This is a genomic window from Novosphingobium rosa NBRC 15208 (genome assembly GCF_001598555.1).
GTDB classification, from domain to species: domain Bacteria; phylum Pseudomonadota; class Alphaproteobacteria; order Sphingomonadales; family Sphingomonadaceae; genus Novosphingobium; species Novosphingobium rosa.
The window spans coordinates 1-23,662 of sequence record NZ_BCZE01000021.1 but is presented as its reverse complement, the minus strand read 5'-3'; the positions used below and the strand labels follow the sequence as shown (position 1 = coordinate 23,662).

The window sequence follows — 23,662 nt, the reverse complement described above, 5'->3', positions numbered from 1 at the left end:
TGTATGGTCAACAGGTTTCAACTCCCGTTACCGGTAAATCTACCTGCGATGCCTTTGTGTACAAGCTCGAGAAAGGGTCTGGCCGGGAAGGGGCTTGTGCCGCAGCCCCGGCCAGAGATTCATGCCATGGTGCTGAAGGTGCTGCCCGTGGCCAGCGCGCTGATCGCGCTGGTGATCTGGGCGGCCTCATTGTTCTGAACGGAGGCGCTGACCTGAGCGGCCTTGTTGCTTGCTGGCGGGTTCGCAGCGCTCTGCTGTGCCTGCCAGGCCGCCATGGCAGCGCTTGAACCGCCGCTGCCCCCTACTCGCATGCCCATTGATAGTCTCCTAGGTCGTGATGGTATCGCACGAAGCATAGGACGGAGGGGCGCGCCTGGAATTAAGTGTGTAATCGGAATAAAAGAATCTTAAATCAATAGTTTAATGATTTTTCAAACGCAAACGACGCCCACCGGGGGATAACCGGTGAGCGTCGCCCAGATTCCCGTCATCTCCACGCAAGTGTGCGATAAGCTGACATGAAGGATCGAGGATCCGGAACCCTAAGGTGTTGGCATGTCCAGGACGTCACCGACCCGTGATCCCCGCAGTCGGGATGAGAATTTTTTGCTCATCGTCCAAGGCGCGTCGATGCGCCTTCTTGCGCGGCGGTGAATGTGCGCGCTACAAATTGAAAGTGCGGTCTTGCAAAACGCGAAAAATCATGTACAAAATCCCTCAACACGAAAGGGTGATCCATGATCGACATGCGCCGTGCCATTCTTGATGCTCTTCCTAAAGACCTCCTGTTGGATCTTGAGGACCGGTTGCGCGCCGAAGCGCACAAGGCGCATGAGATCGTGCGCCGTGAGTTGCCGCTCAATGCCAAGCGCAGCCGTGAGGCCGAGGGCCAAATCCGCTTTCGCCTGCAGGAGCAGGGTTACGAGGAGGTTGTTCAAGCGCATGGCGGCCATTTGCTGGTCAACGGTGTGATGCTCGGGACGGATCTGAAGGTTTTCCAGCCCTTTGCTCGTTTCGCCGGGCCCGATATCGGCGTTGTTCTGGGCTTTGCGACCATGCCGGAACGTAGGAAGGTCCCTCCCAAGAATATGTCGCGGGCCGCTGGTGTCACCTTGAACCTTCATCTTCAACCGAGCCTGCTCGACGATGAGAACACTCCGCGGCCGACCGATATGTTTGCCTTGTTCCTGACGGCCCGCGACCGTGAACGCGCCGGGCTGATCGAAGAGATCGCGATCGGCGTGATCGGTTCGGACTACCAGGACTTCATTTTCTATGAATCCCTTGAAAAGTTCATGGGCGGCTACGCTGCTGATCCCGTCGAGCCCACGCAGCCTGATCCTTCTGAAGAAGGCCTTGGCAAAATCGTGAAGCTTCGCCAGACGCGCAAGCCCTTCGTGCCGCCCGAGCGCAAGCCCGACAACGACGCTGAAGAGGGGACTGCCAGCTAAGTCTGGTTGGTAGTTTGCAGGCTATGATTGCTCCGCATCCAATGGGTGCGGGGCCAATGGGATTCAACACGATGAGGATCGGCACTCCAGGGTTCATTCCCGCTCGGCTGGTCGAGGCCAGAGAAGCCCGGCGGATCACAACGAAATCAGCCTTGGCCAAGCGCATCGGGGTCAGCCCGACGTCCGTTTCTCGATGGGAGGATGAGGCCGCTGATCAAAGCCCGGATTATTCCACGCTGGTGCGATTGGCCGGAGAGCTTGGGGTGCGGCCCGAGTATTTCCTGCGACCACCCTATCACAGCGATAGACCCACGTTTCTGCGTTCTCTGGCCAGCACGTTGGTGCGCGACCTTGCCTATCAAAAGGCGCAGATGCACTGGCTTCAGGAAACCAGTTTCATCCTGGGCCACTACGTCGATCTGCCGGACATCGATATTCCCGATGTTCTGGAGGGCTTAAGCTACAACCAATTGCGAGAAGACGACATTGAAGGGATAGCCCTGCGTCTGCGCCGTCATTGGAACATGGGGGAAGGGCCATGTGGTGACGTTGTCTCCTTGATGGAGCGTATCGGCATTGTCGTGGCTACGATCCCGATGGGAACCACCAAGCTTGACGGTCTTTGCAGCTGGTCCCCTGTTGATGGGCGTCCCCATGTGCTTCTCGCGACAGACAAGATGTCCTTTCCGCGCCGGCAGATGGATGCCGCCCATGAACTGGCTCACGCGGTTCTCCATCAGCAGGTCCCCGAGCAGGAGTTTCGGGAAAACCTGCGGATGATCGAACAGCAGGCCTTTCGGTTGGCGAGTGCCTTCCTGATGCCCTCGACGACCTATCCACATGAGGTGAAGCATACCTCGCTAACAATGTTGACCAGCCTGAAGGAGCGTTGGCGTGTGTCGATCAAGGCGCAGATCAAGCGCCTTTCCGACCTGGACATCATCCCAGAGGATTACGCCCGGCAGCTCTATAAGCTCTATTCGGCCAAGGGATGGTCGAAGGGAGAGCCGCTCGATCAGCACTGGGCGGTGACGGGCCCCAAGGCATTGCGTGACAGCCTCAATCTCATTGTGGAAAATGGTGTGCGAGAGAAGGCCGATCTGCTGGCGACTGAATTCACGATCTCTGCGGCAGATGTTGAGATGCTATGCGGCCTGCCTGATGGATGGTTCGACAGGGATGCTGCAGAAGTGGTGTCACTTAGAGTTCGAGAAGATCCAGCGCAGCCGCGTGCGCCAGGCATGGGCGAAGTTATCCCTTTCCCTGAGAGAAGGCGCTAGTTGTGCCTGCGACAAGCATGCGTCGCGTGCGGCACTCGACGTCAGCCCTGAGCGCCGAGGCGTGAAGTGCTCTTTCTTTTGATTGGAGAAAGAGATTAACTCAGTAGTGTAAAATAGTTGGCATGGAATATGGTGAATATCGCGCCCTGAATGTAGATCTTCAGTTTTTTGATGATTTGATCAAAAAGAAAGTATGCAATATTTTGTAATCTACCTAAATTCCTAAAGTGATGGCAATTATAAATTACTTGCCGCGAACGATGCGGCTGTACCCCTTATGAGAACGATAAGCATTGACAGGTGCAATCGACGGTGCTCCTGACCGGGGTTGGAGGGTGGCTGGACCTAACGTGAGTATCAACCGTTAGAAATGAATACTTCGTCCGAACAATCTTTCTCACTAGGATAGGCCATGCCCGATTGGTTCAAGCGCCGTTATCTCGATGTCCTGGCGAGCATCTATATCTACAATGAGCATCGCGGCTACACGGCGATCGATCAGGTTCTGTCGGCGGTCCGGCAGCAGGAGCCCTGCGATCCTGTCATGATCGCCATGGTCGAGCGTCACCGGGGGGATGAGCGGGCTCATTATCTGATGTTCCGCCGCTGGTTTGAGCGGCGGGGTCGGATGCCGTTCGCCCTCGACCGCACCTTCGGACACATCGACCGCTTCATCGAAATCATGTTCGGTGCGTCGATCAGCGGCTTGGACACGCAGGCCATCGTGCGCAGCAATCGCCTTTTCGCGCGGCTGTGCCGAGTCATCTCGCTCACGGAGCAACGGGGCTACCGCCAGGTGGAGATCCTGCTGTCCAACGCGATGGTGAGGAGCGACCCGGTGCTGTCGAAGATCTTTGCCATCATCCACAAGGACGAGCCGAGCCACTGGGCGCCCTATGATCGCTGGCTCGCGCTTCACGCCTGTCGTCGTCCCCGACGGTGGGAGCGTATGGTCGATGGCTTCGTGCACGCCGAGTTGCTGTTTGTGAAGCTGCCGTTCCTTTTCCTCAATCCATGGATCGCCCGGCGACGGGATTGGCCTGAGGCTTCCGAGTCCGGTGGCCATGCGTAGAGGAATGCCAAGGCCGGTTTACTCTCGGCTGGGCGGGCCATAGCACCGCCTTGGCACCGATGACCCGCGCCAATGGATAGATGAGGACAGGGGCCGGCGGGGTGCGACTGCTTCTACTGTCTTGTGCGCGGATTATGCCAGCGGGGTTCTGAACCCGGGGGCAAACGCATCTTGTGAAGACTACCCATCGGTTAGGGAAGGAAGCATGAGCCATAAGGCGATCCAACTCAGATACCGGGGGGCATGACGAAAGTGTCGAGCCGTTTGGGGTTATGGTTGTGACGCATCTGATCTGGTCGATCAAAAATCAAAGACCTTAGGAAGGCTTGATGCCCGCTTTCAAGCGATCGAGCGCACCGTGTTGCGGCCTGCGAATTTCGCCATGTAGAGGGCCTTGTCGGCGTGCCGGTAGAGGTCCTGGAAGGTGTCTGCCGTCCTCGAGCTGGCGATGCCGCAGCTCAGCGTCAGCATGATCTGGGTTTTGCCGTCCATGGCAATCGAATTCTGACGCAAGGCGGTGCGAATGCGATCGCAGATGTTTTCTGCCTCGCCGATGCTGGCGTCCTTGAGGAGCAGCAGGAATTCATCGCCGCCCAGGCGCCCCGCCGCGTCGCCGGACCGAATCTGGGTCTGAAGGACCTGGGCCGCCTGGACGAGGGCCCTGTCGCCGGCCTCGTGACCCCACTGGTCGTTGATGTTCTTGAAATGGTCGAGATCGATCGCGACCATGACGTGGGGGATGGCGCGGTCATGCAGGGCGTGTTCGACATGCGCCTCGAAGGCGGAGCGGCTCATCAGGCCCGTGAGACTGTCCGTCGAGGCTAGCAGCGACATGGCCTTTTCGCGCTTGGCGAGATTTTTGGTGAAACGGTTGCGTGCCGAAAGGTCGGCGGCGACCGGAAGGCATGTCAGCAGCAGCACGGCGAGGAAGAGCTGGAAGAGTTCGGCCTGTTGGACGTGATCCCGCGTGAAGTTCGCGATCGGGCCGACATCCTGAAGCGTGGCGCAGCCGCCGATGACCGCGATCACCATGACCGCCATCTTGGTGCCGAGCCGTCCTGCGCGGAAGGTGATGAGCATGACTGGCGCGAACAGGGTGAACAGCAGGGGGGCGTGGGCGACGAAGAAGACCAGGTAGGCGGTCACGCCGGCCAGCGCGAGCAGGCCGAAGGTTTCGGCGCGACTGATCCAGTCCTTTTCCCGGAAGCAGCGAACAATGTCGCCGTTGAAGATGGCGACGAGGACGGGGGTGAAGATGAGCAGGCCAAGCGCATCGCTGACGAACCAGGTCTTGAAGGCGAGCGCGAAGGGCTGTCCGAAGAAGAGGCGCGCCGTCATGGCGCCGAAGAACCCGCTCAGGCCGGGAGCGAGGAGGCCGCAGGCGAGCAGGAAGCGCACGACGACGCCCGCCGACCCCAGGATCGGCACGCAGCCCTTGTTCCGTCCGAAGACCGAGGCGGCGACGGTGACCTCGAGGACGTTGCTGAGGCCGTAGAGCATCGGACCGACGATCGTGCCGCGGGTGACGAGGTTCGCTGCGGCGTTGGCGATGAGGCCGGCCGACAGGACGCTGGGCCATGCGGAGCGGTCATGCACCAGCAGAAGGGCGAGGAGCACCGCGTTGGCGGGCCAGATGGTGGCGATGTCGCGACCGTTGCTGGTGAGATGGATGGTTGCGGCAGCCATGAGGAAATACAGGCATGCGGCCGTCAGCCAAAGTTGGCCGTACCTCCGTCTAAACCCCTGAATGTCTTTGTTATCGCGCCCGTACATAGTGCCTGTGTTAACTTCATGATGGCTAAGGCCGCGTTAACGACGAATTTCGGCTATTACAGGAACTGCCTGGTATGGCCTTGGCAAAGCCTTCCCCCGCCAGCAGACTGTTTTTGTCATTGGCAGATTTCGCAAATGGTCGGCATCATCGACACTTCATAGCGGCGGGCGGCCATGGCATGTGGCACTTCAGCGCATTGCCCGCAAAAATAATAGTTCATCACCCATTGAACTATCTCGGTGCGCCACCATCTTCGGCTCGGTCAGCGACTGTCGGAGGCGACGCAGATGGACATCGTGCAGTTCCGGTGCTCCGCCGGTATGGGCTATTCACCATTCGGCGGGGTGCCTTTCGAGGATGACCAGCCAGTTCGGATCGCATTGGCGCCGCCGGCTTCGTGGTCGATCGCGGCCCGCCGCCTCTTCACCGCCACGTTTGCGGTCACGGTCGGGGAGGAGACGGTCCTCTGGTTCTATGCATGTCACGCAGCATCGCGCGAAGGTGTGATGGAGGGGCTCGCTTCGCGGGTGCCGGCGGCACATTTGGCCGATGCGCAGGTGAGGGAGGGCATCGACCCCACGAATTGGATCGTGCGCCGCCTCGTACCCTCGGGAACGCTTCAGCTGCTGGCTGAGGTCGGCGACCTCTGTCCGAGCCGCCGGCCACTTGCCGGAGGCGGTGTGGTCAGCATCTTGGAGGGCACGGGCTGAGCCGTGAAGGCGGGGGCGGCGTCTCAGCCGGCTCCGGTCGCCTTCTCGATCAGGTCGAGCATGGACTGGGCGACCTGCCTGGCGGCGGCGGGGGTCACGCGATAGGTGACCTCACGGCCGTTCTTCTCCGCCGTGACGAGGCCTGCCTCCCGCATGATCTTGAGATGTGCTGACATGAGGTTCTTGTCCACGCCGAGACCCGTGGCAATCTCGCCCTGCAGCATTCCGTCTCCGCCATGCCGGACAAGTAGCTCGAAGGTGCGCCAGCGCGTGGCTTGGCCGAGGGCGGTGAGAATGGGTAGATCGTTCATATCCATAGTTCGTATATAAACGAACATTTTACCATTTTCCAGCCCCAAATCGCATCCTACGACAATCTGAAAAATATATATCAATACATCTTGAATTAACGAACTATAGATTCTAGGTGTGTCATACCCGATCGGCACCGCCACGATCGCTTCACGACCCCGGCGTGAACAGGCGGTGATGGAGGCTTCTATGGAAATCTTTGATGGTGAGGACCAGACATTCGTCATGACCAGTGTCGTGGAGGATCCGTGTGGGCTCGACGAGGCGGATGACGCGGTGATCGTTACGACCCGACGGAGCCTGTCGCGCATCGCCTTCGTCGCGGCTGAGACCGCGGCGCGCTTCCTGCGCGAGGGGATTGAATACGATCCGGTCGCCTGGATGATGGCCGGCCGCGAGCTGTTTGAAGGCTCATGCGCGCTCGACGCATGCCTTGGGCGGCAGGCCTTCATGCGGGCCGCGATCCTGCATGGCTTGTCGTGGGGCCTGGATGCCTCGCCCAGCGAGATCGACCCTTTCATCGATGACGACGATGACGACACCTTCGGTGCCGATGGCGAGCCGGACCATGCCGCGCAGCCGCTTCATCAGGCCGTCGAGCCCAAACACATGTCGCGCATTCGTTCCTGTGAGACCAACTTGCGCGTGACGTCCTGCCGTTCACCGGAGTTGAGGATGGAGCTTGGCAAGTCTGGGCGCGCCCACGACCAGGAAGAGGCGTGCATCAACGCTTTCGACATGGTGGTCCCGGGCAAGGCGCAGTTCTGATGGACACGCCGGCCACCGAGGCGGCCTGCCGCCCGCCGATGTCCGGCGGCGAGTTCCGCAGGGTGTACCGCCTGGATCTGAGGGGCGGTCCGACGGGCGTCGGCGGCGCCGCCGGCAACCGGCGCGCCGTGGTCGTCGATGTCGAAACGACCGGTCTCGACCGGAAGCGCGACGTCATCATCGAGCTGGCGATGCGCCAGTTCCTCTTCGACGATGCGGGCCGCATCACGAACATCGGTCGGCCCTTCTGCTGGCTGCAGGACCCAAGCCGGCCACTGACGGAGGAGATCATGAAGCTCACCGGGCTCGACGACGCCATGCTGAAGGACCAGTCCATCGACAAGGCGCTGGCGACGGGCATCCTTCAGCGCGCCGATCTCGTCATCGCCCACAACGCCTCCTTCGACAGGCCGCGCGTGGAGGACGAGCTGCCCGAAGCCGCCGGTCGGGCTTGGTGCTGCAGCTGCGTCGAGATCGCCTGGCGCGACTTCGGCTTCGACGGGCGCAGCCTCGGCTACCTGCTCTCGCAGGCCGGCTACTACAACGGCGCGCACCGCGCCTCCGACGATGTCGACAGCACCATCGCGCTGCTCGCCCGCGAGGTCGCGCCGGGCCGTACCGCCCTGGCGGATCTGGTCGAGCGGTCGTCGAGGGACAGCTGGATGTGCCGGGTGGTCGGCGCCGCCTTCGAACGCAAGGACGACCTGAAGGCGCGTGGCTACCGGTGGGATGCGGACAATCGGGTCTGGCACCGCGAACTGGCCGACCGCGACGAGGAGGAGACGTGGCTCATGGCGAACATCTACCAGTCCGGTGCGCGCCCGACCTCGGCTGGTCCTGAGTGGCGACAGATCTCTGCGCGCGAGCGCTGGGCCTGATGCGCCGCGGCCTGGCGGGCATCCTCCGCCGCCGCTGACCGGCGATCCGATCGCCTGAACGGAGCAACGCTGCCCCCCAACCCGGCGGCCCGACATGACGGGGCGGCGCACGGCGCGCCTTGACCGCCTGCGTCTTCCTACAACCCATACGAACCAAGGAGAATGGCATGCCCAAGAGCAAGAGCAGTCCAGCCAGGCGTCCGGCTGGCACCGGTGCCGTCACGGTCACCGATCCGACCAAGGCCATCGCCGCGATCAGCCAGTCCGGTGTGGTGACGAACAGGCTCGGCTTGACGCCGGTGACCGTCGTCACGCAGCAGGGCGGGGCGGTGATGGCGTCCCACGTCAATTACCGCACCCGCGACCGCGTCATCCCCGACGCCGAGGTCTTCTTCGTCGAGGGCGAAAAGCCCGCTGGCGATGATCCCTCGCTGGGCGAGGCGGACAAGGTGGCCTGGCGCGACGCGGCCACCGGCTACGAGTGCATCATGCTGCGCGAACCCAACGGCGGCTATCTCGGCGGCTATGTCGGCATTCCGAAGTCACATCCGCTCTATGGCTTCGAGCATGAGGCCGTTCCGGCCGACATCGGCATCGAGGTCCATGGCGGGCTGTCCTATTCCCGCATCTGCAACGAGGGGCCCAGTCCCAAGCGCTCCTTCGTCCTCACCGAATCCCGTCGAATCTGTCACACCTACGAGGTGCATTACAAGCAGGCGACCCAGGCGGGCGACTACCGCGTCGAGGATGCACATGCGTGGTGGTTCGGCTTCGACTGCAACCACGTCTATGATCGTGGGCCTGAGGAAAAGGATGGCCGGGGCGGTTATCTCTCCGCCGAGACTGCGGCGACCTACCGCGACGACACCTATGTTATGCGCGAGATCCTGAACCTCGCGGCCCAGCTGAAGGCGATCGCCGACGGCGATCCGGTCCCGCCCAGGGAGGGGCCCCCGCTGCCGCCCGTCGGCCTCGAGCCGGAAGGAGGGTGGTGACATGGAGATCGACTTCAAGGCGGCGCGGGATCTGCCCTGGGGGTGGTGGCTGCGGGCCGACCGCCGCATGTTCGAGGATCTGGATGGCCGGCGCTGGCATTCCGTCAGGGATGCGTTCTGGGAAGGTCGGCTGAACTTCCCTAGTGAGCGGACGGCCCCTGAGCAGCTCGAATTCCTGCTTCGCTTCTTGACGGCGATCAGTACGCGCCCTTGGGATGCTCGCGGTCTCAGGCATGAGATGATGGGAGGGGATTTGTTCCTCTGGCGCTTCTACCGTTCATGGCTGCTTTCGGTGGGTCTCACCCTGCCAGGGCAGTACATGAGCCCGCTCGAGGGCCCGCTGAGCGATGAGGGGCACAGCGCGATGCTGATGCTGCAGGCCACCCGCGAACCTGAGTGGATCGACGTGCCGATGCAGGAGGTGATCGACGCGGTGCGCGGCGCGATGCCGGGCTCTGATCCGGCTGGGGAGGCCGCGCGCGATCGCTTCGAGCGCGCCGTGGCCGGCCGACGCAACGTGTTCGCCAGGGAGACCATGGGCGGCCGCCACGTCGTCAGCCTCACCGGGTTTGAGACGACGGGACGCATGCCGCTGCGCCGGGTGATTTGGTCGGCCTCGTTCGGCGACGAGGTGACGCGCGACACGCTGTTCGCCTGGCTGGCGGAGCGGGTTGATTGCTGGGACGGCTGGGCTGCCATGGCGTATGGGAAGGGCGCGCCGGTGCTCACGCATCACATCCTCACGCTACTGCTGGCGGGCGACGCGCTGGGCAGGTGAACGGTGCGGTGCGACCGCATCGCGAAGCCGTCCTGCGTCCCGGGCCCCCATCGTCCATGCCGATGGGGGCCCTTCTTGATCGGCCCCGAGGTCCTTCGTTTTCGGCCGGCGCGCCGCCCGTCTGCACCTCTCGTATAGGCACCTCATGGGCGCCCCGCCCGGAATGGTGGCAATGTTCGACGATCATGGCAAGGAGGCCTTCCGATGATGGAGCGTGGCAACAGGAGCAGGCGCATCGACAGGGCGACGATGCTCGAACTGACGGCGTTGAACCGTGAGGTCCGCCGGCGCAGGCTGGAGATCTTTCGCACCCATCTGGAGCGGACCATCCGGCTGGCCTCGCCGCTTCTGATCGACGCCTGCACGCCCGATGAGCTTGACGAGGCCACGTGGCGGCTGAAGCCCGGTGCCGAGTGGCCCGGCGGGCAAACGCCGCGCGTCCTCGTCCGCGACTGGTCGGCCGAGAGCCGGCAGCGTGTCGGCAAGCGCGTCACCGCCGTCAACCACGCCACCGGCGAGCGCTTCTTCGTGATGGATCGACTTGAGCTGAGGATGGGGCGGCACACGGCCAACATGCTTCTTGAGATAGGTCCGCTGTCGATCCACACGGGGCATCGGGGCGGCTGCGTGTTCATCCCGCAGGCTCTGGACGAGAGGCAGTGCGCGAAGCTGGTCGGCGCGCCGCTCGACCGGGTGGTGGCGCTGCCGCTCGTGTCGGAGCGCCCCTACACGATCATCTCTCCCCCGGTTGCGCTGAATGACGACACGATGGCGGTGCGGTTCGAGGCGGCGCCCGTTGAATGGGTGGTGCCCTGGAACAGGCCATGGGAGTTGCCGTTCTGATCGGAACTCTTGCCGTGCGGGCGCAAACGGATCCGGAAGCTGGCTAACTCGCCATATCGGCATCGCCAGCCTATAAGTGGTCTGGAAGCCACTTGCCCGATCATCGCACAAGCAGAGCGATTTTCCAGCGGGGCAGCCCAAGTCGTGGATTGGCATTCAGACGAGATACATCAATGCTTATATAGGGTGAAGTCGTGGTCGATCCACATGATATGGAAGATGCGACCTTGTCGATACCCCACCACTGGCTTTTTTCCGTTGTAGCGGAAGGCTATGAGCGTGGTGTCTTTGGTGATGCTTGGCGGCATGGCCACCGAAATTTGAGATTCTGGTATTTTTTCAGTGCCGAGTCCATGCCTATTTGACTGATTGATCTGCCCCCAAGTCATCGTGCCGAGCTTGAACAGTCGTGCGATCAGTTGAGCGCCTTCCTCACTGCCACAGCAGTTGACGCTGTAGCCGGTCTTATCCCGCATGTGCTCAAAAGAGAAGATGACTGTCTGGTCGTTGTCGGAGACGGGCTCCTGCGTGACTTTGCGGTCTGAGAAACCGGGCTTAGTGGGCGTGGCGCCGCGAAATTTCGACATAGCGCTGACTATAATCCTGTTCGATCTCGTCCTTGAAGAAGGCTACCAGTGCGGGAAGCGTGATCACCCGGTTCATGTCCTGCTCGTAGGCGTCTTTCCATGGCGCCTCACCGTGCGTCATCTGACGCAGGCGCCATCCCGAGAACTGGGCGTAGTAGGTGTACACGTCGTCAAGGATCATTCGATCCTCCGGCTCGTAGTCATTCTCGTCGAGATCGATCACGGCAGGCAAGGGATTGTTCCCGTTCTCGCGGTATTCACGATAGAGGGCCGGCACCACGGGGCCATGCAGCCATGCCTCCATCGGCTCGTCGAACATCGGCTCGCCGCGCGTCGCGATTCCAACGCCTTGGGCGTAGTAGCACAGCTTCTGCAGCTTGAGGTGCGTGATCATGTCATCGCCGTCCACGTCCTGCTTGGCCAGGAAGTATTTGGCGATCGCGATGGCGGAATAACGCTTCGGCATGATTGTGTTACTCATTTCGCGCACGTCAAGTGGCGACGGTGCGGCGATTACGACATGCAGCGGCCGGTGGTCGGCACCGCTGACGATGCGACGGATCGCAAGGGCACTATCACGAAAGCGGTGCCACGCAAGCTCAATTACGCTCGACCTTTTGATCATAATTTTCTTGTCCTCTGGGCAGGGCAGCGATTGATCTCTGAAATTCTGAGATTTTTCCCTCATCAACCCTATTCAAACCCAGTGAATCCGCTTGAGAAGTCCGAGCGTGCAAACCATAAATCAAGCGCAGGCACGGTCGCCTGTGGCTTATTTAGTGGATGTGCTGAGATGTAGCGCAGCGCGATGCGTCGTCTGGGTGGTGGCGCTGCCGCTCGTATAAAACCGCCCCTACACGATCATCTCCCTCTCCCCGCCGGGGTTGCGCTGGATGACGATACGACGGCTGTGCGGTTCGAGGCGGCGCCAGTTGAATGGCTGGTGCAGTGGAACTGGCCATGGGGGGTGCCGTTCTGAACAGAACCCTCGTACTGATCAAACTTGATTGGGTTATGGATGATTGAGCATGTCCATGGTCGCCCACTAAAGGCGGCTCTGGATGGCCCAGCGACAGGGTTGCGCGCGCCACGTGTCTAGCGGCCAGCGTCGAGTTCGCTAGATGGGTGGCGGAGGGACAATGCTCGGTCTGCTAGGAAACAGGTGGTCGTATAAGCGTTGGCATGAGAGGCCACTTCCGTTATGGGATGCGCTCGGAGATTTACCAAATGAGCCCCGGAAAAATATCACTGTCGCTTTCTCTGACCGCTCTTGCTCAGATGGCCATGATGAGTAAGGCTGAGCAGGGCAGGCTCAACGCGTTTTTCGCCAACGAGACTGGACCATCGGGTCCGGATACAAAGAGCCTTGATTCGGGCGCCTTTGTCTCGCGGGTTGGGGGAAAGCGCGTGCTGTGGCGACGTCGTGCTGATAATAATCTCGAGATTCAGACCATTGTTGATGAATCCTATGCACGCAGCGGCGTGAAGGCTCATGCCCGCTGATGAGTGATTTCGATCCCATCGCTTACGATCTGTCCGTTGCTGAAGCCGAACTGACAAGCTTCAAGACGTGGTTTGGTAGCAAATCCTTCATTGGTGAAACCGAGATTGTGAAAGAGATCAGGGCGCGGCCTCAAATGGCGTGCCTTCTCGGTTCCGTGCTCAATATTCCGGCTCCTGACCTCATCAAGTTCGAACTTACGATGAAGGGAATTTTCCGCACCGACCTCGTGCTGGGCAACGATCACGCACGTGCTTTTGCTCTGATCGAATTTGAGCCGGCAGAGAAGACGACGTTGTTCAAACGGGGAACCGCTCAATATCGCTATTGGGGATCGGGTCTCGAGCATGGATTTGGCCAGATCATCGACTGGGCTTGGGTGCGCGACGAAAACCCCGATGACATTGTACTCGGAAACACCTTTGGCGGTAAGATCAAGAAGAGCGCATTCGCTGTGATTGCAGGCCGCGATGACGGCATAGACGGACCATTGGAGCAGAGCCGGTTCGATTATCGCCGCCACTTGGTCGCGGTTGGTGGACATCACGCCCAGATCATGACCTACGACGACATGCTCAAGAGAATGGAAGAGAGCCTGACGACCGCGAAAACTTATATCTGACTTTCGGATGAGTGTGTGTTCGGCTGGGTGCCCCCTGCCTCAGAAAGCCGTCAGCGCATCGGCAAGCGTACCACCGCCGTCAAATACACCACCGGAGGGCGCGTCGGCATCACAGGCCGGCTTTACTGGGGTTGGGGCGGCACACCTCGAACATGGTGCCTTGGAACAAGACGTGGAAGGTGCCATTCTGATCGGAACGCATGTTCCTAAGCCCCGGTCCATGAGCCACGGAACCCCCGGCGCGCCGATCCTGGCTGGTGCGCGCTGGCATGAGGCCTGGGGCAGTTCTATGGGACGTGGTCACCTAGGAGGCGAGCGGAGTGGTCCGCAGTCCGCCGCGGAGCTATGGCTGTCAGGCCTAGAGATCGATGGTGCAAGGCGGGCCGGAAAGACCTGCCTGAGCGTCAGATTTGGCGATTGGCTGGATACTCGGCGCGGTCTGAGCGTTCCCTCACACTAGGCTGCGCGTGTTGACTGGCGTGATCGCCGGCATTGGCTGCGGGCTTGGAAGCTGCGGTCCAGACATCTCTTTGGCGCCAGAGGCTTTCCATAATGGAATGCGCCGCGCGTGTAGTCTGTGCTCACAAAGAAAAGCATTTCATTTCAATGCATAAACTTGATGAGAGCCTTTTAAGTGTACAATTTTTTGCGATTGCACCTCCCTCAAGTAGCAATGTTAGCACTATCTATCTGAATTCGTTTGCGCTACTTGAGAGCATTCCAAGTGGCAACGTCATTCCTGACGTTGTCACATAAGACCCTCGTAAAGGCTATCTTAGCGAGGTTTTGGGGGGTCTGGCAACAAAAAAGCATCGCCCGAATCGGATTTCCGACCGGGCGACGCTTGTGTCCCAATATGACTCACAAATTCGGTGTCACGGTGATTCGCGGAGCTTCGTCCTTCGGCGGATCCGCTCCAGTGCCTGCAGCGCCGGCTCCCTCTTCCATCCTAGAGCATCTACCTGCACGCAGTGCTCCTCGTCGAGGTAGCGCTCGACCCAGCTAGAATGTCGTCCGAAGCGTGCCATCATCTCCGCCATCGTGATTCGCGTGCGGGCGAGGTGAAGGACGATTTCCCAGTCCATCTCCCAATTGTCATTGGCCTTGGCGAATTCCTTGAGGAGGTGGGCGTGCTTCAAGGGAAGGTTGAGGATTTCGACGGCATCGCGCTGAGAGCAATAGGGCGTGAGAGAGGAGGGGCGGTGTGATCGGAGATTCCGGGAAAGGAATGCATCCCCATCCTCGGGGCGGATGAACATCTTGCTGATCGAGTTTCCGGCCATGAAGAAGGGGGTAGCGCCTTCCTTCTTCAGGAAAGAGCGGAAGATCGTGCCCCAGGGCTTGAAGCCGCCGCCCATCGCACGGGCGAGCCTGTGAAGCGGGAGGGTCAGTCCGGCCTTCTTCGGATCGGTTGAGCCGGGCATGGCAGCGGCGCGAAGATCGCGGAGGAGGCGGTCATGTTCACGCCAGTCCATCTGAGGCATCTCGAAGAGCGACGTGAGAAAGGGGTGCGGGCGCATGTCGACATCTCCCGAGTCGGCGATGAGCTGCATCGCATACTGAGGAAGCCCCAGGGATGTAGACACCGCCTCTGCGCTGCGGCGATGATCGCGCAGATCCCTGATCTCCTCGACCTCGGCGTGATCGAGGGTGGGGAACAGCCGGTTGGCCCGCAGACAGATATGCGATTTGAGGAGGCCTTTCCGCCGTCCTTCTGCAAGAATGCCGAGCGGTAGTAGCGAGCGGTCTACGGCGGCCATCATCGCGATCTGCCCCGGCGGCGTGGTGCCGGGGGAGGATGAGATGGTGGCGAGCTGCCGATCCAGCGCCGTCCTCACGAGCGCCGGCAGTACTTCGCTTTCCAGTGCGGGAATGTATTCGGCGATGCCGGTGTAGCGGACATTGTATCTCGAGCGTGAATGCTTGCTGACGGCCCGTTCGAGAGCGGGGATGAAGGACGAGGGCCAGGCGCGGACCAGATCGGCAGTCTGGGAAAGCGCGCGGGCATACTTGGCCTGCTGACCTACGGGCGGGACCTTCGTCCGGGTGTGACGATATGGATCGGTCACCAGACGCATGAGCGCTATCGCGAGTTCGAAGACCATGCCACCGTCCCAGTCCGCGAGTTCGGTCGGGAGTTGTCGGCGGGCGGCATTCCTGGTCTCGGTATCGGGATCGAGCAGGCCGATGAGGAAGGCCAGGCCATCCCGCTGATCGGGCGGCACTGTCTCGGCTTGGATCAGATCGAGCCGACGGTTGCATCGGTCGCAGCGATCGAATCTGTAGGCATGCTGCCAGCGCTGTAGCCGGCCACATTTGCAGCGGGCGAGGAGGTATTCCCAGGTCTCGGTACAGCAGGGCACGGTCTTGAGCGACCAGAGCACCCGGCTGTGCGGGCTCGCGCCAACGGCTGACGGGGCGAATCGGAGCGTGCGGACGAGGATCTCATCCGCGCGCACCGCCACGCCGAAGCAGTCGACATACCCTTGCTCTGGCAAGGGAAGGTGGCGGCGTCGCGTGACCTCCTCGACCGGCACGCGGAGGATCTCCGCGAGGCCGACCGCGTCCAGATTCTCGATGAAGGCGGCTGTCGGATTGTTTGGATGTGACAACCCCACTTGGCGCAGGAGCGTGAAGGACGACGGCAGGACGTTTCTGGTCACGGTGCGGGTGACGAAGCTCATGAGTCCTTCGGTCGCGATCGGGGAAACCGCGCAAAGCACGGGCCCGCTCATTTCGTCTCTTCCCGAAACGGGTTGCTGTCGATCGAGTCGTCTTTGAGGGCCCATTCGTCGACGGCGCAGGCGAGCCGGTCATAGCTGACAGAGTCATCTCCCTCGCTTAGAGCTGCCTCTAAGGCTGCCATCATGATGCCGTGGAACTCCCCGATCAGGCCACGGCTCGCTTCACATAGTATCTTGCCGAGCGCGGCGAGGCCGGTGTGTCGGGCGATGATGCTCCGCTTCACCATCTCCTCGTCGATGCAGTCCATCAGCTTCTTCCAATGGGCCAGATCCTGAGAGCTCTCGGGAATATACGGCCTGAGATGCACCTGAGGCAGGCACCGGGTCTTCAGCTCCCAGTTGTTCTTCACGAGGGGTTCGGCGCCTGACGTTCCCATCAGCACCACGGGTGCCCAGCCTTTCGTCATGATGTTCTTGATCGTGTTGCCAGCCTCCGTGGCGAGGCTCTTTCCCTTGATGTGGTTAAGCTCGTCGATGATTATCAGTTCGACCTTCTTCTCCTCGATCGCCACTTTTACCCTTTCGAGCAGAAGTTCAGCCTCGCCTCGCGTGGCATACTCCTCTCCGGCTTCCGCCAAGATCGACGAGGCGAGGCTCTTGGGCGTACCGGTGGTCGACAGTGTGACGTGGAGGATCGATTTCCGCTCGGGATCGTTTCCGTGCTTCTTGGCCAGGTGCTGCTTCAGGATCTTGGCACAGGTGCTCTTGCCCGCGCCAGAAGGGTGCAGATAGCGGGCGCCGCGGCGCATCTGTCCTTCCGGCTGCAGCAGGCTCATGACGCGGAGCGCGTTCATCTGCCTGACTGAGCTCATCTGCTGCGGGGTCGGGATCACGATATCCTCGAACTGTGCGAGGGCCCTGCCGACGAGCTCGGAGACCGCGAACTCCTCGCTATCGAGAAAGTCGAAATCGGCGAGCGGAAGGGAGCCTTGGCCATCGCCTGCCGAGGGCGAAAGCGAAGTCGGGCCCTCGGAATGGTGGCGGAGCGCGCCGTCGAGGCTGTCGGCAGCTCGAGTGGCCGTGGTATCGCGGTGGATTGTCTTGGCGGGCGTTCTCATCGGGCAGTCTCCTTCGGCTTTGGGCGGTGGGTCAATTGTCGCTGTCCCAGCCGGAGCTGAAGCCGAGGCGGCGCGTCTGATTCCTGGCCACCTCCTCCTGCTCCTTGTGGACGGGATCGGTGGTGGTCTTCCGGGCGCGGCTCTTTGATGGCTTGCCTTCGTCGCCGTTGCGGTTGCTGCTACGTGGAGCGATGCGGGTCGCATCGCCACGCGTTCCATCGCGCAGTTCGTGGGGAATCTCGTTGGAGGTACCGGTCGGCGAGGACTGGATTCGGAGGATCTCGACGGCGTCGCCCAGATATCGACGGCCCTCGCTCGAGTCGATGAGCCGTGCCGTCGCATGCTGGTCTGCAATCTTGCCCTCAGGCAGGATGCGCGAGAACCATTTCCTGTATTCCTCGCGCACGGCGGCCATTTCGAAGTCGGTGTCGAACTCCGCCTTGCGCTCCTTGGCCCATGCCTTGATGCGCAGATGGAGCCACAGCGAGAGCCCGGTGGCGTATCGCCTCCGGGTGCACGGGATCTTCACGTACTCCCTGTTGAGCTCGTCGAAGAGCCAGGCATGGCCGAGATCCGAAGGATCCCATTTGATCTTGACCTTGCCGAAGGTTCGCACCTTTGCGTCGGTCGCGACACCTCTTGCCATGCCGAGGTTGAAGAGGATGTCCTCGTTGGACAGGGGAAACTCATCGTCGGAGCCATCGGAGCCATACATGAGCCCGTTGATCTCGGCGCCCTGGCCACGGAAGGAGGGGTAGCTCACGTTTCCGATCGCCCGGCGGAAGTGGTCGATGTCGCCGACGGTGTCGTGGCCGTGGATGGACCTCTGCTCCAGCCAGACGTCCAGCGGCGGCCGTGTGTTGAGCTCGGTGTGCCCTTTGGTGTGGTAGTCGGCGACGACGGCTGCGAAGATCTCGCGGAACTTCTCGATGGTGACGATCGCGTGCTTGGCGGGATCGTAGTCGAACTCCCGCATGAGCGGAATGTCCCAGGTGCTACCCTTCAATTCTTCCCGGACCATGTCCTGCAAGGTATTCAGGCAACTTTCGACATGCCCCTTGTGCGTGGGCTGCTTCTTGCCCGCCCAGCGAACTGCGGTACCTATGTCGCCGCCTGCATCCTGCGCGGCCCGCGCGGTCTGGTGCTTGGCGTTGTCGAGAAGGATGGTCCCCACGACCTTGCCGTGCAGGTCACCGAGCTCCTTGATGCGGGCGAACGGCTCGGGCACGCTCTTGGGAAGGGCCGTGTGGAGCAGCGTGCTCATGTAGGTGACATGGCTAGGCGGATCGAAGGAGATGTCCCATCCAAGGATGACCCGCGTGTATATGCACAATGCGATGGTCACGGTCGGGACCCCGCATGGCACGCCGCGCACGGGATCGATCACGAACACCACAGGGAAGGGGGTGTCGTCGATCTGGACGATCTCGAGGTAGCGCGTGGGATCCTGAGCCACTCCGCCTCCGCCGAAGCGCTGCCGCCTTGCGGCGGTTCCGTGGCCGATCTGGAAGGCCTGGGCTCCCTTGGCGCGCTCGACCTCCATGTCGAAGATGCGGCGCGAGCACATCTTGATGGAGCCGACCGTCGGGTCCAGGGGGACCGGCTCGAAATCATGGATTTCCAGCGCCCGGCCCTCGGCGTAGCGCTGCACGTCGTCCCTGGCCCTCAGGAAGTAGCTGCTCTTCGACTTTTTCGGACCGGAATGGCACTTGAGCGCCCACACCTTGATGATGGCAAGTACAACCGGCTTGATCCTGCGACGACGGCGCACGATGCCGGAGAAGGAGGCGAAGTCCGCGGGTCGTCGGTCGCGGGGCAGTCCGCGCCTGTCCACCCACTGGCGGACGGCGAAGTCGCTGGGGAGCCGCCCGTACTGGGCCTTGAGAGCCTCGACGTCGAAGTTGTCCTCGAAGAACTTTCTGACGCCAGCCACGCTGAGCGGAGGTTGGCCGACCTCGTCCACCTTCTTCATGACTTGCTCGCGCAGGGTGTACCAGCGGTCGCGGGGCCTGGCTTCCTCGCCCTTGCCCTGCGGCTTGGTCTTCGCATTGACGAGTTCCTCGCGGGTCGGCTCCTGCTGTCGCGCCAGGCGGCGCGTCGCGTCTGCGAGCGGGCAGGAGCGCAGGATGAGCTTCTCCTGCGCCATGAGGTGGCGAGCCTGTTCGGCCGTCGGCCACACCGGAAGGCCGGTTTCCGGGTCGGCGACTTCCAGCATTCCATGGGCGCCGTCCGTGAACATGCAGAGACCATTCGGCGCCACCCCCCGAAAGGTGTAGGACGCGCCCCGGTAGGCGAAGTGCCGGTTCAGGAGGTTGTCAAATCCGCTCACGGCCGCCTCAGAACCAGATCTTCGGCGTGAAGTGCGCGACCGGCAGCAGCCTGACGGGCGATGATCCGAAGAGGATGTGATCGAGATCGAACTCCACGCGGCCCCTGCAGATCAGCGCCTGCGCCATCGCCTCGCCCTGGACACGCTCAGGCGAGAGGGTGTCGCGCAGGGTCGCGAACGTGGTGTTGGGGGACTTCACGACCAGGCGCTCGAAGGCGTCCATGGCCACCTCGTCGATGGGCGCGGTCTGACGCGCGTAGATGCGCCCGAAGTTGAGCTGGCGTTCACCGCCGCCTAGGACGTCTTTCCCGCAGATGACGCGGAACTTCCAGCCCATGCCCTCGATGACGCGCTTTATGGCGAGCGTCCTCTGGCGTTCGAGGGGATCGCTGACGTAGGAGAGGTCGGGCTTGCACTCGATGGCCTCGATCACGTAGCCACGCCCGATGCGGATCTGCCGCAGGTGATCGCAGATCCATTCGCGGACCGTCGTGCCGACCATCAGTCTGAGCCGGAACGCCTGCGTGCGGAAGGTCAGCACGTCGGCACGCAGCTCGCTCTCGATGATCAGCGCGTGCTCGGTCGGTCCTTCGTAGGGATTGGAGAGGCCGGTCTTGGCGGAATGCTCCTCGCCGACCCAGTGGCTGTAGTTGTTGCCGACGATCGTCCGCAGCGGGCCGCCGTCCTCGGCGACATGCATCCGCGCGGCCGGGCGGGCGCCGGTCGCATCGTCCGTCCCGACATAGACAAGCCGGAGAGGCTTTCGAGGATCGACCAGCGAGGGTGCGGCGTGAAGCCCGCTCGCGGCTGCGCTCCGGCTCATGTGCGGTCCGACCGGCAGGCGGCGAGATGCCCAGGAAAGCGTGCCTCGGCGTGGCTCGGGCGACCCTTCGCCACGATGGTCTGGCGGTCGATCCGGTACCGCCGTCTCTGCGTCCGGGTGCGGGGGACGAGTTGGTCACGCTCGTTCATCTTTCGTCTCCAGGCGGGGAGAGCGTGCGTCGGCATCCGCCGACCGCAGGCACGGTCTCGGTGAACCGGGTCTGCGAACCCGGAAGGTGGCGCCTCTAAGGCGAGCGTCTGTCGGGGTTCGGACGGTCCGCGGTGCGGACGGTCAGGTCAGGTTGGGCTGAACGGTGATACGAGGCGCCGTGACGATGGCGCTGCTGGTCTTCAGCGAGCGGATGGACGTCCCGACGCCGCCGGCTCGGAGCGGGGGATGATAGGGAAGCGCGTCGAACGACGCGGTAGGCCTGTCAGGTGCGAACGTGGTGCAGAGTCCTCCACGACCGCGCCCGAAGGAGAAGTTCCTGATGACCTCTCGTTCGCGACGGCGGTATCCTCGTGGGGGGCGGTTTCCGATGAGCACTCTCTTGGCTGAGCGTCTCATGCGCACCTCCCCTCGAACTGGGCGAGCCTGAACGCGATGAACGCACGTTCGACGCAGGCCTTGGCGCACGGGCTCGACGTTGCAATGCCCGACCAGAAGGGGAGATCGGGTGAGAATCGCCCGTCCGGCGATCGGCTGGAGATAGGGTCATCGGGCCGGGTATCCGGTCCGGCTTCCTGGGGCATTTCGTGTCGCATCGGGTGTCTCCTCGGCGTTGCGGTAGTCGATAGATAGTTGGACACACCACGAGAGTCAATCGAGAGATAGTTGGAGATCGAAATTTAGTTGGATAATTTGCATTAAGGATGTGGTCGGGCCGGATGTCCCTGACGTCCAAATGTTCAACTAACTCTCGACATTCCGGGACTTTCGCCCTAACCGGACGCCATGGAAGATAGCCCCGAAAAAAATTCAGGCCCCAGGATGCCGATGGGCGTGCGAAGGCAGATTCCAAGGCCCGAGCCGACGCTCCCGACCGAACTGCTGACCGCCTTCGGGCCGGAGTTGCCGCATTCCGAATCGGAGATGTGGACGGCGATGTCCTTCGTGCAGCGTTCCCAGACCCTGGAGAGGCTCCGCATGCTCCTGGATCTCGAGCGGCCTGACACGACGCTGTCGATGGACAAGGCCGCGACCAAGGTGGGGGTCAGCTTGAACCGCTGGTACGAGATCCGCGCCGACTGGGAGAAGTGCCGCTCGATCGCGTCGCTGGGCACCTTCGCCATCAATCCGCGGACCCGCAAGCTCTCCCATCACCAACAGCTCGAGGAGCTCGCCGTCGCGGTCTTCGACAAGGATCCCACCGGCAGCGTCCGGCAGCATGCGCTGGCGCTCGGTGAAGCCTACGCCAAGGCGACCGGCCGGCCGAACGACGAGCTGCCCAGCCACAACACGCTGAGGAAGTTCGCCGAGACGGAGAGGCGGCGGCGCGCGCAGGGCGAGCGGCCGGGCGCCTACGTCGTCCTCGACTGCTGTGCCTGCCAGCTCCCGCATTCGGACAGTCTCTTCGCGGCGTTCCTCATCATCGACCGGGGGACCCGCATCGTGCTCGGTGCCGGCCTTGGCGACCCGCGCGACAGCCGGGTCGGCTACATGTTCGCTGGCGCCGACGCGCAGGACCGGCTTTCGGCCGACCCGCTGATTGGCCTGGCATGGGCCGACAGGTTGGAAGGCAGCGAGATCGTCCACGGACTCGATTCCGAGGACTGGGACGCCCAGGCCGGGAGGATGCAGGCAGCAGGTCTGGCAGACCAGCTCAGGCCAGCCACGGCCGCAAGACGGTTCGGCGTCTTCGTCCGACCGCTGATCGGGGCGCGCATGGGCCGGGTGAAGTTCCTCCCTGGCCAGACGGCGAAGGCGGAACATGCCGCAGAGCCCAACGTCGACGACCTGGTGCGTTTCCTCGCCGAGGTCGGTGCGTACAATGCTGAACTGGTCGAACCCTGGAAGACAGCGGAACGGCGCGATCCGCCTGCCGGTCTCATGACCCTGCTCGGCATGCTCACGAACGGCTAGGCGCGTCGATCCAGATTGCAGCAGGGGCTCCGCGGCTCTGGTTGTGCCTGGCGATCGCGCCAGCGACGACTTCGCGCACGTCCGCAAGGGTGAGAGGGCTGTCCTGTCTGGTCTTGAGCAGGCGCTCGGGCGCGATCGCCTTGCCTGTCAGATAGACCAGGCGGACGTCATCGATCCCTCTGCCAAGGATGCGGGATAGGGCCGATCGCGCGGCAGTCGATGGGATAGGGGTCACGCCGTCGATCGGATCGGTCCCGATCAGGGCCGCATCGACCCGTACTGCCAGCCCGCTCCCGCTGATGCCGGCTGTGAACCCGTGCCAGTCGGCCGGCCCCAGGGACGCCGCGACGATGGCGCCGTCGTCGGCGCGGACCGCCAGCCCGAGCATGGGCATCACTATGGCGCCGTCCTGCCGCATCGGCAGGCGCACGGCACAGGATCCGACGACGAGACCTTCCTCGCCGCCATGAGGCTGCTTGCGGCTGACCATCACCATGTTCCACAGGGTGCTGCGTGAGGGAGGTGCCGCCCCCAGCTCCTTGCAGTGAGAGACCACCGCCTCGTTGATCCGCACGAAGGGCGCATCAGGACCCATCTCGTCGATGACGCGGGCGGCTGCCTCCTTGGCGGCCTTGGGCACGGAGATGCGGTTGGCGCGGCGCGGACTACCACGATGGGCTCCGGATCCGGCCATCTTGGCCGGCGACTGGTGCACGCGCCACGCCCGCACGAGTGCCTTGAACTGGTTGATGCTGAGGCCGAGCAGATCGGCATGGCGTCGCAGATCCATCTCGGTCGGGGCCACGATGTTCAGATAGTCGCGCACGACGCCGACGCGGCGCCGTACCTCGGGCCGACGCATGGCGTCGACGCCGCTCAGGTCGAGCTCGTCCATTGTCTTCCTCCATCTTGGTAAGTTCGGTCCCGGCCTTTCCACCGACAGCTTGCGGCTATGGGCCGGGCCCGCTGGCCGGGACCGTCGGTCAGGCGCCTGCGCGTCCTTCGCCGGCGGAGCGGGATTGACTTCGCCGGGCTGCACACCCACGCTCGGGTGC

General features: G+C 62.4%; 22 protein-coding genes. 12 read left to right on the top strand and 10 right to left on the bottom strand.

From position 1 onward, the window contains the following. Nucleotides 1-119: 119 nt before the first annotated feature. Complete coding sequence (locus SR3_RS31185) at nt 120-317, bottom strand: hypothetical protein (protein ID WP_157098711.1); 198 nt, start codon at nt 315-317, stop codon at nt 120-122. Nucleotides 318-737: 420 nt separating this feature from the next. Here SR3_RS31185 and SR3_RS08120 point away from each other — a divergent pair, with 420 nt between their 5' ends. From SR3_RS08120 to SR3_RS08110, 3 genes are all read left to right on the top strand, one after another. Beyond that, nucleotides 738-1,451 (top strand): hypothetical protein, encoded by a 714-nt coding sequence (locus SR3_RS08120; RefSeq protein WP_068083510.1) that lies wholly within the window; start codon nt 738-740, stop codon nt 1,449-1,451. Nucleotides 1,452-1,507: 56 nt separating this feature from the next. Beyond that, nucleotides 1,508-2,731, top strand: coding sequence for a helix-turn-helix domain-containing protein (locus tag SR3_RS08115; RefSeq protein ID WP_218018779.1), 1,224 nt, complete (start codon nt 1,508-1,510; stop codon nt 2,729-2,731). A gap of 412 nt (nt 2,732-3,143) precedes the next feature. Further along, nucleotides 3,144-3,803, top strand: a complete 660-nt coding sequence (locus tag SR3_RS08110; RefSeq protein WP_068083507.1) for a hypothetical protein — start codon at nt 3,144-3,146, stop codon at nt 3,801-3,803. 339 nt (nt 3,804-4,142) lie between these two features. Here the strand turns inward: SR3_RS08110 and SR3_RS08105 are convergent, their stop codons facing one another. Continuing rightward, entirely contained in the window at nt 4,143-5,576 is a 1,434-nt protein-coding gene (locus tag SR3_RS08105; RefSeq protein ID WP_068083504.1) for a GGDEF domain-containing protein, read from the bottom strand. 288 nt (nt 5,577-5,864) lie between these two features. Between SR3_RS08105 and SR3_RS08100 the strand changes: the two genes are divergently transcribed. Beyond that, nucleotides 5,865-6,287, top strand: a complete 423-nt coding sequence (locus tag SR3_RS08100) for a hypothetical protein (RefSeq protein WP_157098710.1) — start codon at nt 5,865-5,867, stop codon at nt 6,285-6,287. Between the two features lie 23 nt (nt 6,288-6,310). Here the strand turns inward: SR3_RS08100 and SR3_RS31805 are convergent, their stop codons facing one another. Beyond that, nucleotides 6,311-6,826: an ArsR/SmtB family transcription factor gene (locus tag SR3_RS31805; protein ID WP_169805584.1), complete on the bottom strand. Its 516-nt coding sequence runs from the start codon at nt 6,824-6,826 to the stop codon at nt 6,311-6,313. Here SR3_RS31805 and SR3_RS31800 point away from each other — a divergent pair. The 5 genes from SR3_RS31800 (at nt 6,825) to SR3_RS08070 (ending at nt 10,861) form a co-directional block, all read left to right on the top strand. Beyond that, on the top strand, nt 6,825-7,367 hold the full coding sequence (locus SR3_RS31800; RefSeq protein ID WP_169805583.1) for a hypothetical protein: 543 nt from the start codon (nt 6,825-6,827) through the stop codon (nt 7,365-7,367). The two genes, SR3_RS31805 and SR3_RS31800, sit on opposite strands and share 2 nt — an antisense overlap. After that, entirely contained in the window at nt 7,367-8,245 is an 879-nt protein-coding gene (locus tag SR3_RS08085) for a 3'-5' exonuclease (protein ID WP_068083493.1), read from the top strand. The genes SR3_RS31800 and SR3_RS08085 overlap by 1 nt, the downstream gene beginning before the upstream one ends. A 167-nt stretch (nt 8,246-8,412) precedes the next feature. Then, a complete protein-coding gene (locus SR3_RS08080) occupies nt 8,413-9,240 on the top strand; it encodes a hypothetical protein (RefSeq protein WP_068083490.1) in 828 nt (275 codons plus the stop codon). Between the two features lies 1 nt (nt 9,241). Continuing rightward, nucleotides 9,242-10,018 (top strand): hypothetical protein, encoded by a 777-nt coding sequence (locus tag SR3_RS08075; protein ID WP_068083487.1) that lies wholly within the window; start codon nt 9,242-9,244, stop codon nt 10,016-10,018. A 204-nt stretch (nt 10,019-10,222) separates the two neighbouring features. Beyond that, complete coding sequence (locus SR3_RS08070; protein WP_068083484.1) at nt 10,223-10,861, top strand: hypothetical protein; 639 nt, start codon at nt 10,223-10,225, stop codon at nt 10,859-10,861. Nucleotides 10,862-11,031: 170 nt separating this feature from the next. Here the strand turns inward: SR3_RS08070 and SR3_RS08065 are convergent, their stop codons facing one another. Both SR3_RS08065 and SR3_RS08060 read right to left on the bottom strand, forming a co-directional pair. Continuing rightward, entirely contained in the window at nt 11,032-11,448 is a 417-nt protein-coding gene (locus SR3_RS08065; RefSeq protein WP_218018778.1) for a hypothetical protein, read from the bottom strand. Beyond that, nucleotides 11,417-12,073: a Panacea domain-containing protein gene (locus SR3_RS08060; RefSeq protein ID WP_218018777.1), complete on the bottom strand. Its 657-nt coding sequence runs from the start codon at nt 12,071-12,073 to the stop codon at nt 11,417-11,419. The genes SR3_RS08065 and SR3_RS08060 overlap by 32 nt, the downstream gene beginning before the upstream one ends. Before the next feature lie 602 nt (nt 12,074-12,675). On the opposite strand from SR3_RS08060, the gene SR3_RS08055 reads away from it, so the two are divergent. Both SR3_RS08055 and SR3_RS08050 read left to right on the top strand, forming a co-directional pair. Continuing rightward, a complete protein-coding gene (locus SR3_RS08055) occupies nt 12,676-12,951 on the top strand; it encodes a hypothetical protein (protein ID WP_157098708.1) in 276 nt (91 codons plus the stop codon). Next, on the top strand, nt 12,951-13,571 hold the full coding sequence (locus SR3_RS08050) for a Shedu anti-phage system protein SduA domain-containing protein (RefSeq protein WP_068083478.1): 621 nt from the start codon (nt 12,951-12,953) through the stop codon (nt 13,569-13,571). Before SR3_RS08055 ends, SR3_RS08050 begins: the two co-directional genes overlap by 1 nt. Before the next feature lie 875 nt (nt 13,572-14,446). Here the strand turns inward: SR3_RS08050 and SR3_RS08045 are convergent. Genes SR3_RS08045 through SR3_RS08030 form a run of 4 tightly spaced genes read right to left on the bottom strand, consistent with a single transcriptional unit; the run spans nt 14,447 to nt 20,525 of the window. Beyond that, nucleotides 14,447-16,306, bottom strand: coding sequence for a hypothetical protein (locus tag SR3_RS08045; protein ID WP_068083475.1), 1,860 nt, complete (start codon nt 16,304-16,306; stop codon nt 14,447-14,449). Continuing rightward, nucleotides 16,303-17,373, bottom strand: a complete 1,071-nt coding sequence (locus SR3_RS08040; protein ID WP_068083472.1) for an ATP-binding protein — start codon at nt 17,371-17,373, stop codon at nt 16,303-16,305. Before SR3_RS08040 ends, SR3_RS08045 begins: the two co-directional genes overlap by 4 nt. Before the next feature lie 31 nt (nt 17,374-17,404). Next, nucleotides 17,405-19,702 carry a hypothetical protein gene (locus tag SR3_RS31795; protein WP_068083469.1) on the bottom strand — a complete coding sequence of 766 codons (2,298 nt, stop codon included), beginning with the start codon at nt 19,700-19,702 and terminating at the stop codon, nt 17,405-17,407. 7 nt (nt 19,703-19,709) lie between these two features. Continuing rightward, complete coding sequence (locus SR3_RS08030) at nt 19,710-20,525, bottom strand: hypothetical protein (protein ID WP_157098706.1); 816 nt, start codon at nt 20,523-20,525, stop codon at nt 19,710-19,712. A 990-nt stretch (nt 20,526-21,515) separates the two neighbouring features. Between SR3_RS08030 and SR3_RS08025 the strand changes: the two genes are divergently transcribed. Further along, entirely contained in the window at nt 21,516-22,607 is a 1,092-nt protein-coding gene (locus SR3_RS08025; RefSeq protein WP_068083464.1) for a hypothetical protein, read from the top strand. Here SR3_RS08025 and SR3_RS08020 read toward each other — a convergent pair. Further along, nucleotides 22,594-23,502 carry a hypothetical protein gene (locus tag SR3_RS08020; protein ID WP_068083461.1) on the bottom strand — a complete coding sequence of 303 codons (909 nt, stop codon included), beginning with the start codon at nt 23,500-23,502 and terminating at the stop codon, nt 22,594-22,596. The genes SR3_RS08025 and SR3_RS08020 overlap by 14 nt on opposite strands. Nucleotides 23,503-23,662: the final 160 nt, after the last annotated feature.

Bases quoted from the DNA above. Each gene is read 5' to 3' on its own strand.
- SR3_RS31800 (WP_169805583.1), top strand. From the start codon at position 6,825: ATGACCAGTGTCGTGGAGGATCCGTGTGGGCTCGACGAGGCGGATGAC.
- SR3_RS08110 (WP_068083507.1), top strand. From the start codon at position 3,144: ATGCCCGATTGGTTCAAGCGCCGTTATCTCGATGTCCTGGCGAGCATC.
- SR3_RS08105 (WP_068083504.1), bottom strand. From the start codon at position 5,576: ATGTACGGGCGCGATAACAAAGACATTCAGGGGTTTAGACGGAGGTAC.
- SR3_RS08080 (WP_068083490.1), top strand. From the start codon at position 8,413: ATGCCCAAGAGCAAGAGCAGTCCAGCCAGGCGTCCGGCTGGCACCGGT.
- SR3_RS08055 (WP_157098708.1), top strand. From the start codon at position 12,676: ATGAGCCCCGGAAAAATATCACTGTCGCTTTCTCTGACCGCTCTTGCT.
- SR3_RS08020 (WP_068083461.1), bottom strand. From the start codon at position 23,502: ATGGACGAGCTCGACCTGAGCGGCGTCGACGCCATGCGTCGGCCCGAG.
- SR3_RS08045 (WP_068083475.1), bottom strand. From the start codon at position 16,306: ATGAGCGGGCCCGTGCTTTGCGCGGTTTCCCCGATCGCGACCGAAGGA.
- SR3_RS08040 (WP_068083472.1), bottom strand. From the start codon at position 17,373: ATGAGAACGCCCGCCAAGACAATCCACCGCGATACCACGGCCACTCGA.
- SR3_RS08065 (WP_218018778.1), bottom strand. From the start codon at position 11,448: ATGTCGAAATTTCGCGGCGCCACGCCCACTAAGCCCGGTTTCTCAGAC.
- SR3_RS08050 (WP_068083478.1), top strand. From the start codon at position 12,951: ATGAGTGATTTCGATCCCATCGCTTACGATCTGTCCGTTGCTGAAGCC.
- SR3_RS08115 (WP_218018779.1), top strand. From the start codon at position 1,508: ATGGGATTCAACACGATGAGGATCGGCACTCCAGGGTTCATTCCCGCT.
- SR3_RS31185 (WP_157098711.1), bottom strand. From the start codon at position 317: ATGGGCATGCGAGTAGGGGGCAGCGGCGGTTCAAGCGCTGCCATGGCG.
- SR3_RS08120 (WP_068083510.1), top strand. From the start codon at position 738: ATGATCGACATGCGCCGTGCCATTCTTGATGCTCTTCCTAAAGACCTC.
- SR3_RS08070 (WP_068083484.1), top strand. From the start codon at position 10,223: ATGATGGAGCGTGGCAACAGGAGCAGGCGCATCGACAGGGCGACGATG.
- SR3_RS08085 (WP_068083493.1), top strand. From the start codon at position 7,367: ATGGACACGCCGGCCACCGAGGCGGCCTGCCGCCCGCCGATGTCCGGC.
- SR3_RS08030 (WP_157098706.1), bottom strand. From the start codon at position 20,525: ATGAGCCGGAGCGCAGCCGCGAGCGGGCTTCACGCCGCACCCTCGCTG.
- SR3_RS08025 (WP_068083464.1), top strand. From the start codon at position 21,516: ATGCCGATGGGCGTGCGAAGGCAGATTCCAAGGCCCGAGCCGACGCTC.
- SR3_RS08075 (WP_068083487.1), top strand. From the start codon at position 9,242: ATGGAGATCGACTTCAAGGCGGCGCGGGATCTGCCCTGGGGGTGGTGG.
- SR3_RS08100 (WP_157098710.1), top strand. From the start codon at position 5,865: ATGGACATCGTGCAGTTCCGGTGCTCCGCCGGTATGGGCTATTCACCA.
- SR3_RS08060 (WP_218018777.1), bottom strand. From the start codon at position 12,073: ATGATCAAAAGGTCGAGCGTAATTGAGCTTGCGTGGCACCGCTTTCGT.
- SR3_RS31805 (WP_169805584.1), bottom strand. From the start codon at position 6,826: ATGACGAATGTCTGGTCCTCACCATCAAAGATTTCCATAGAAGCCTCC.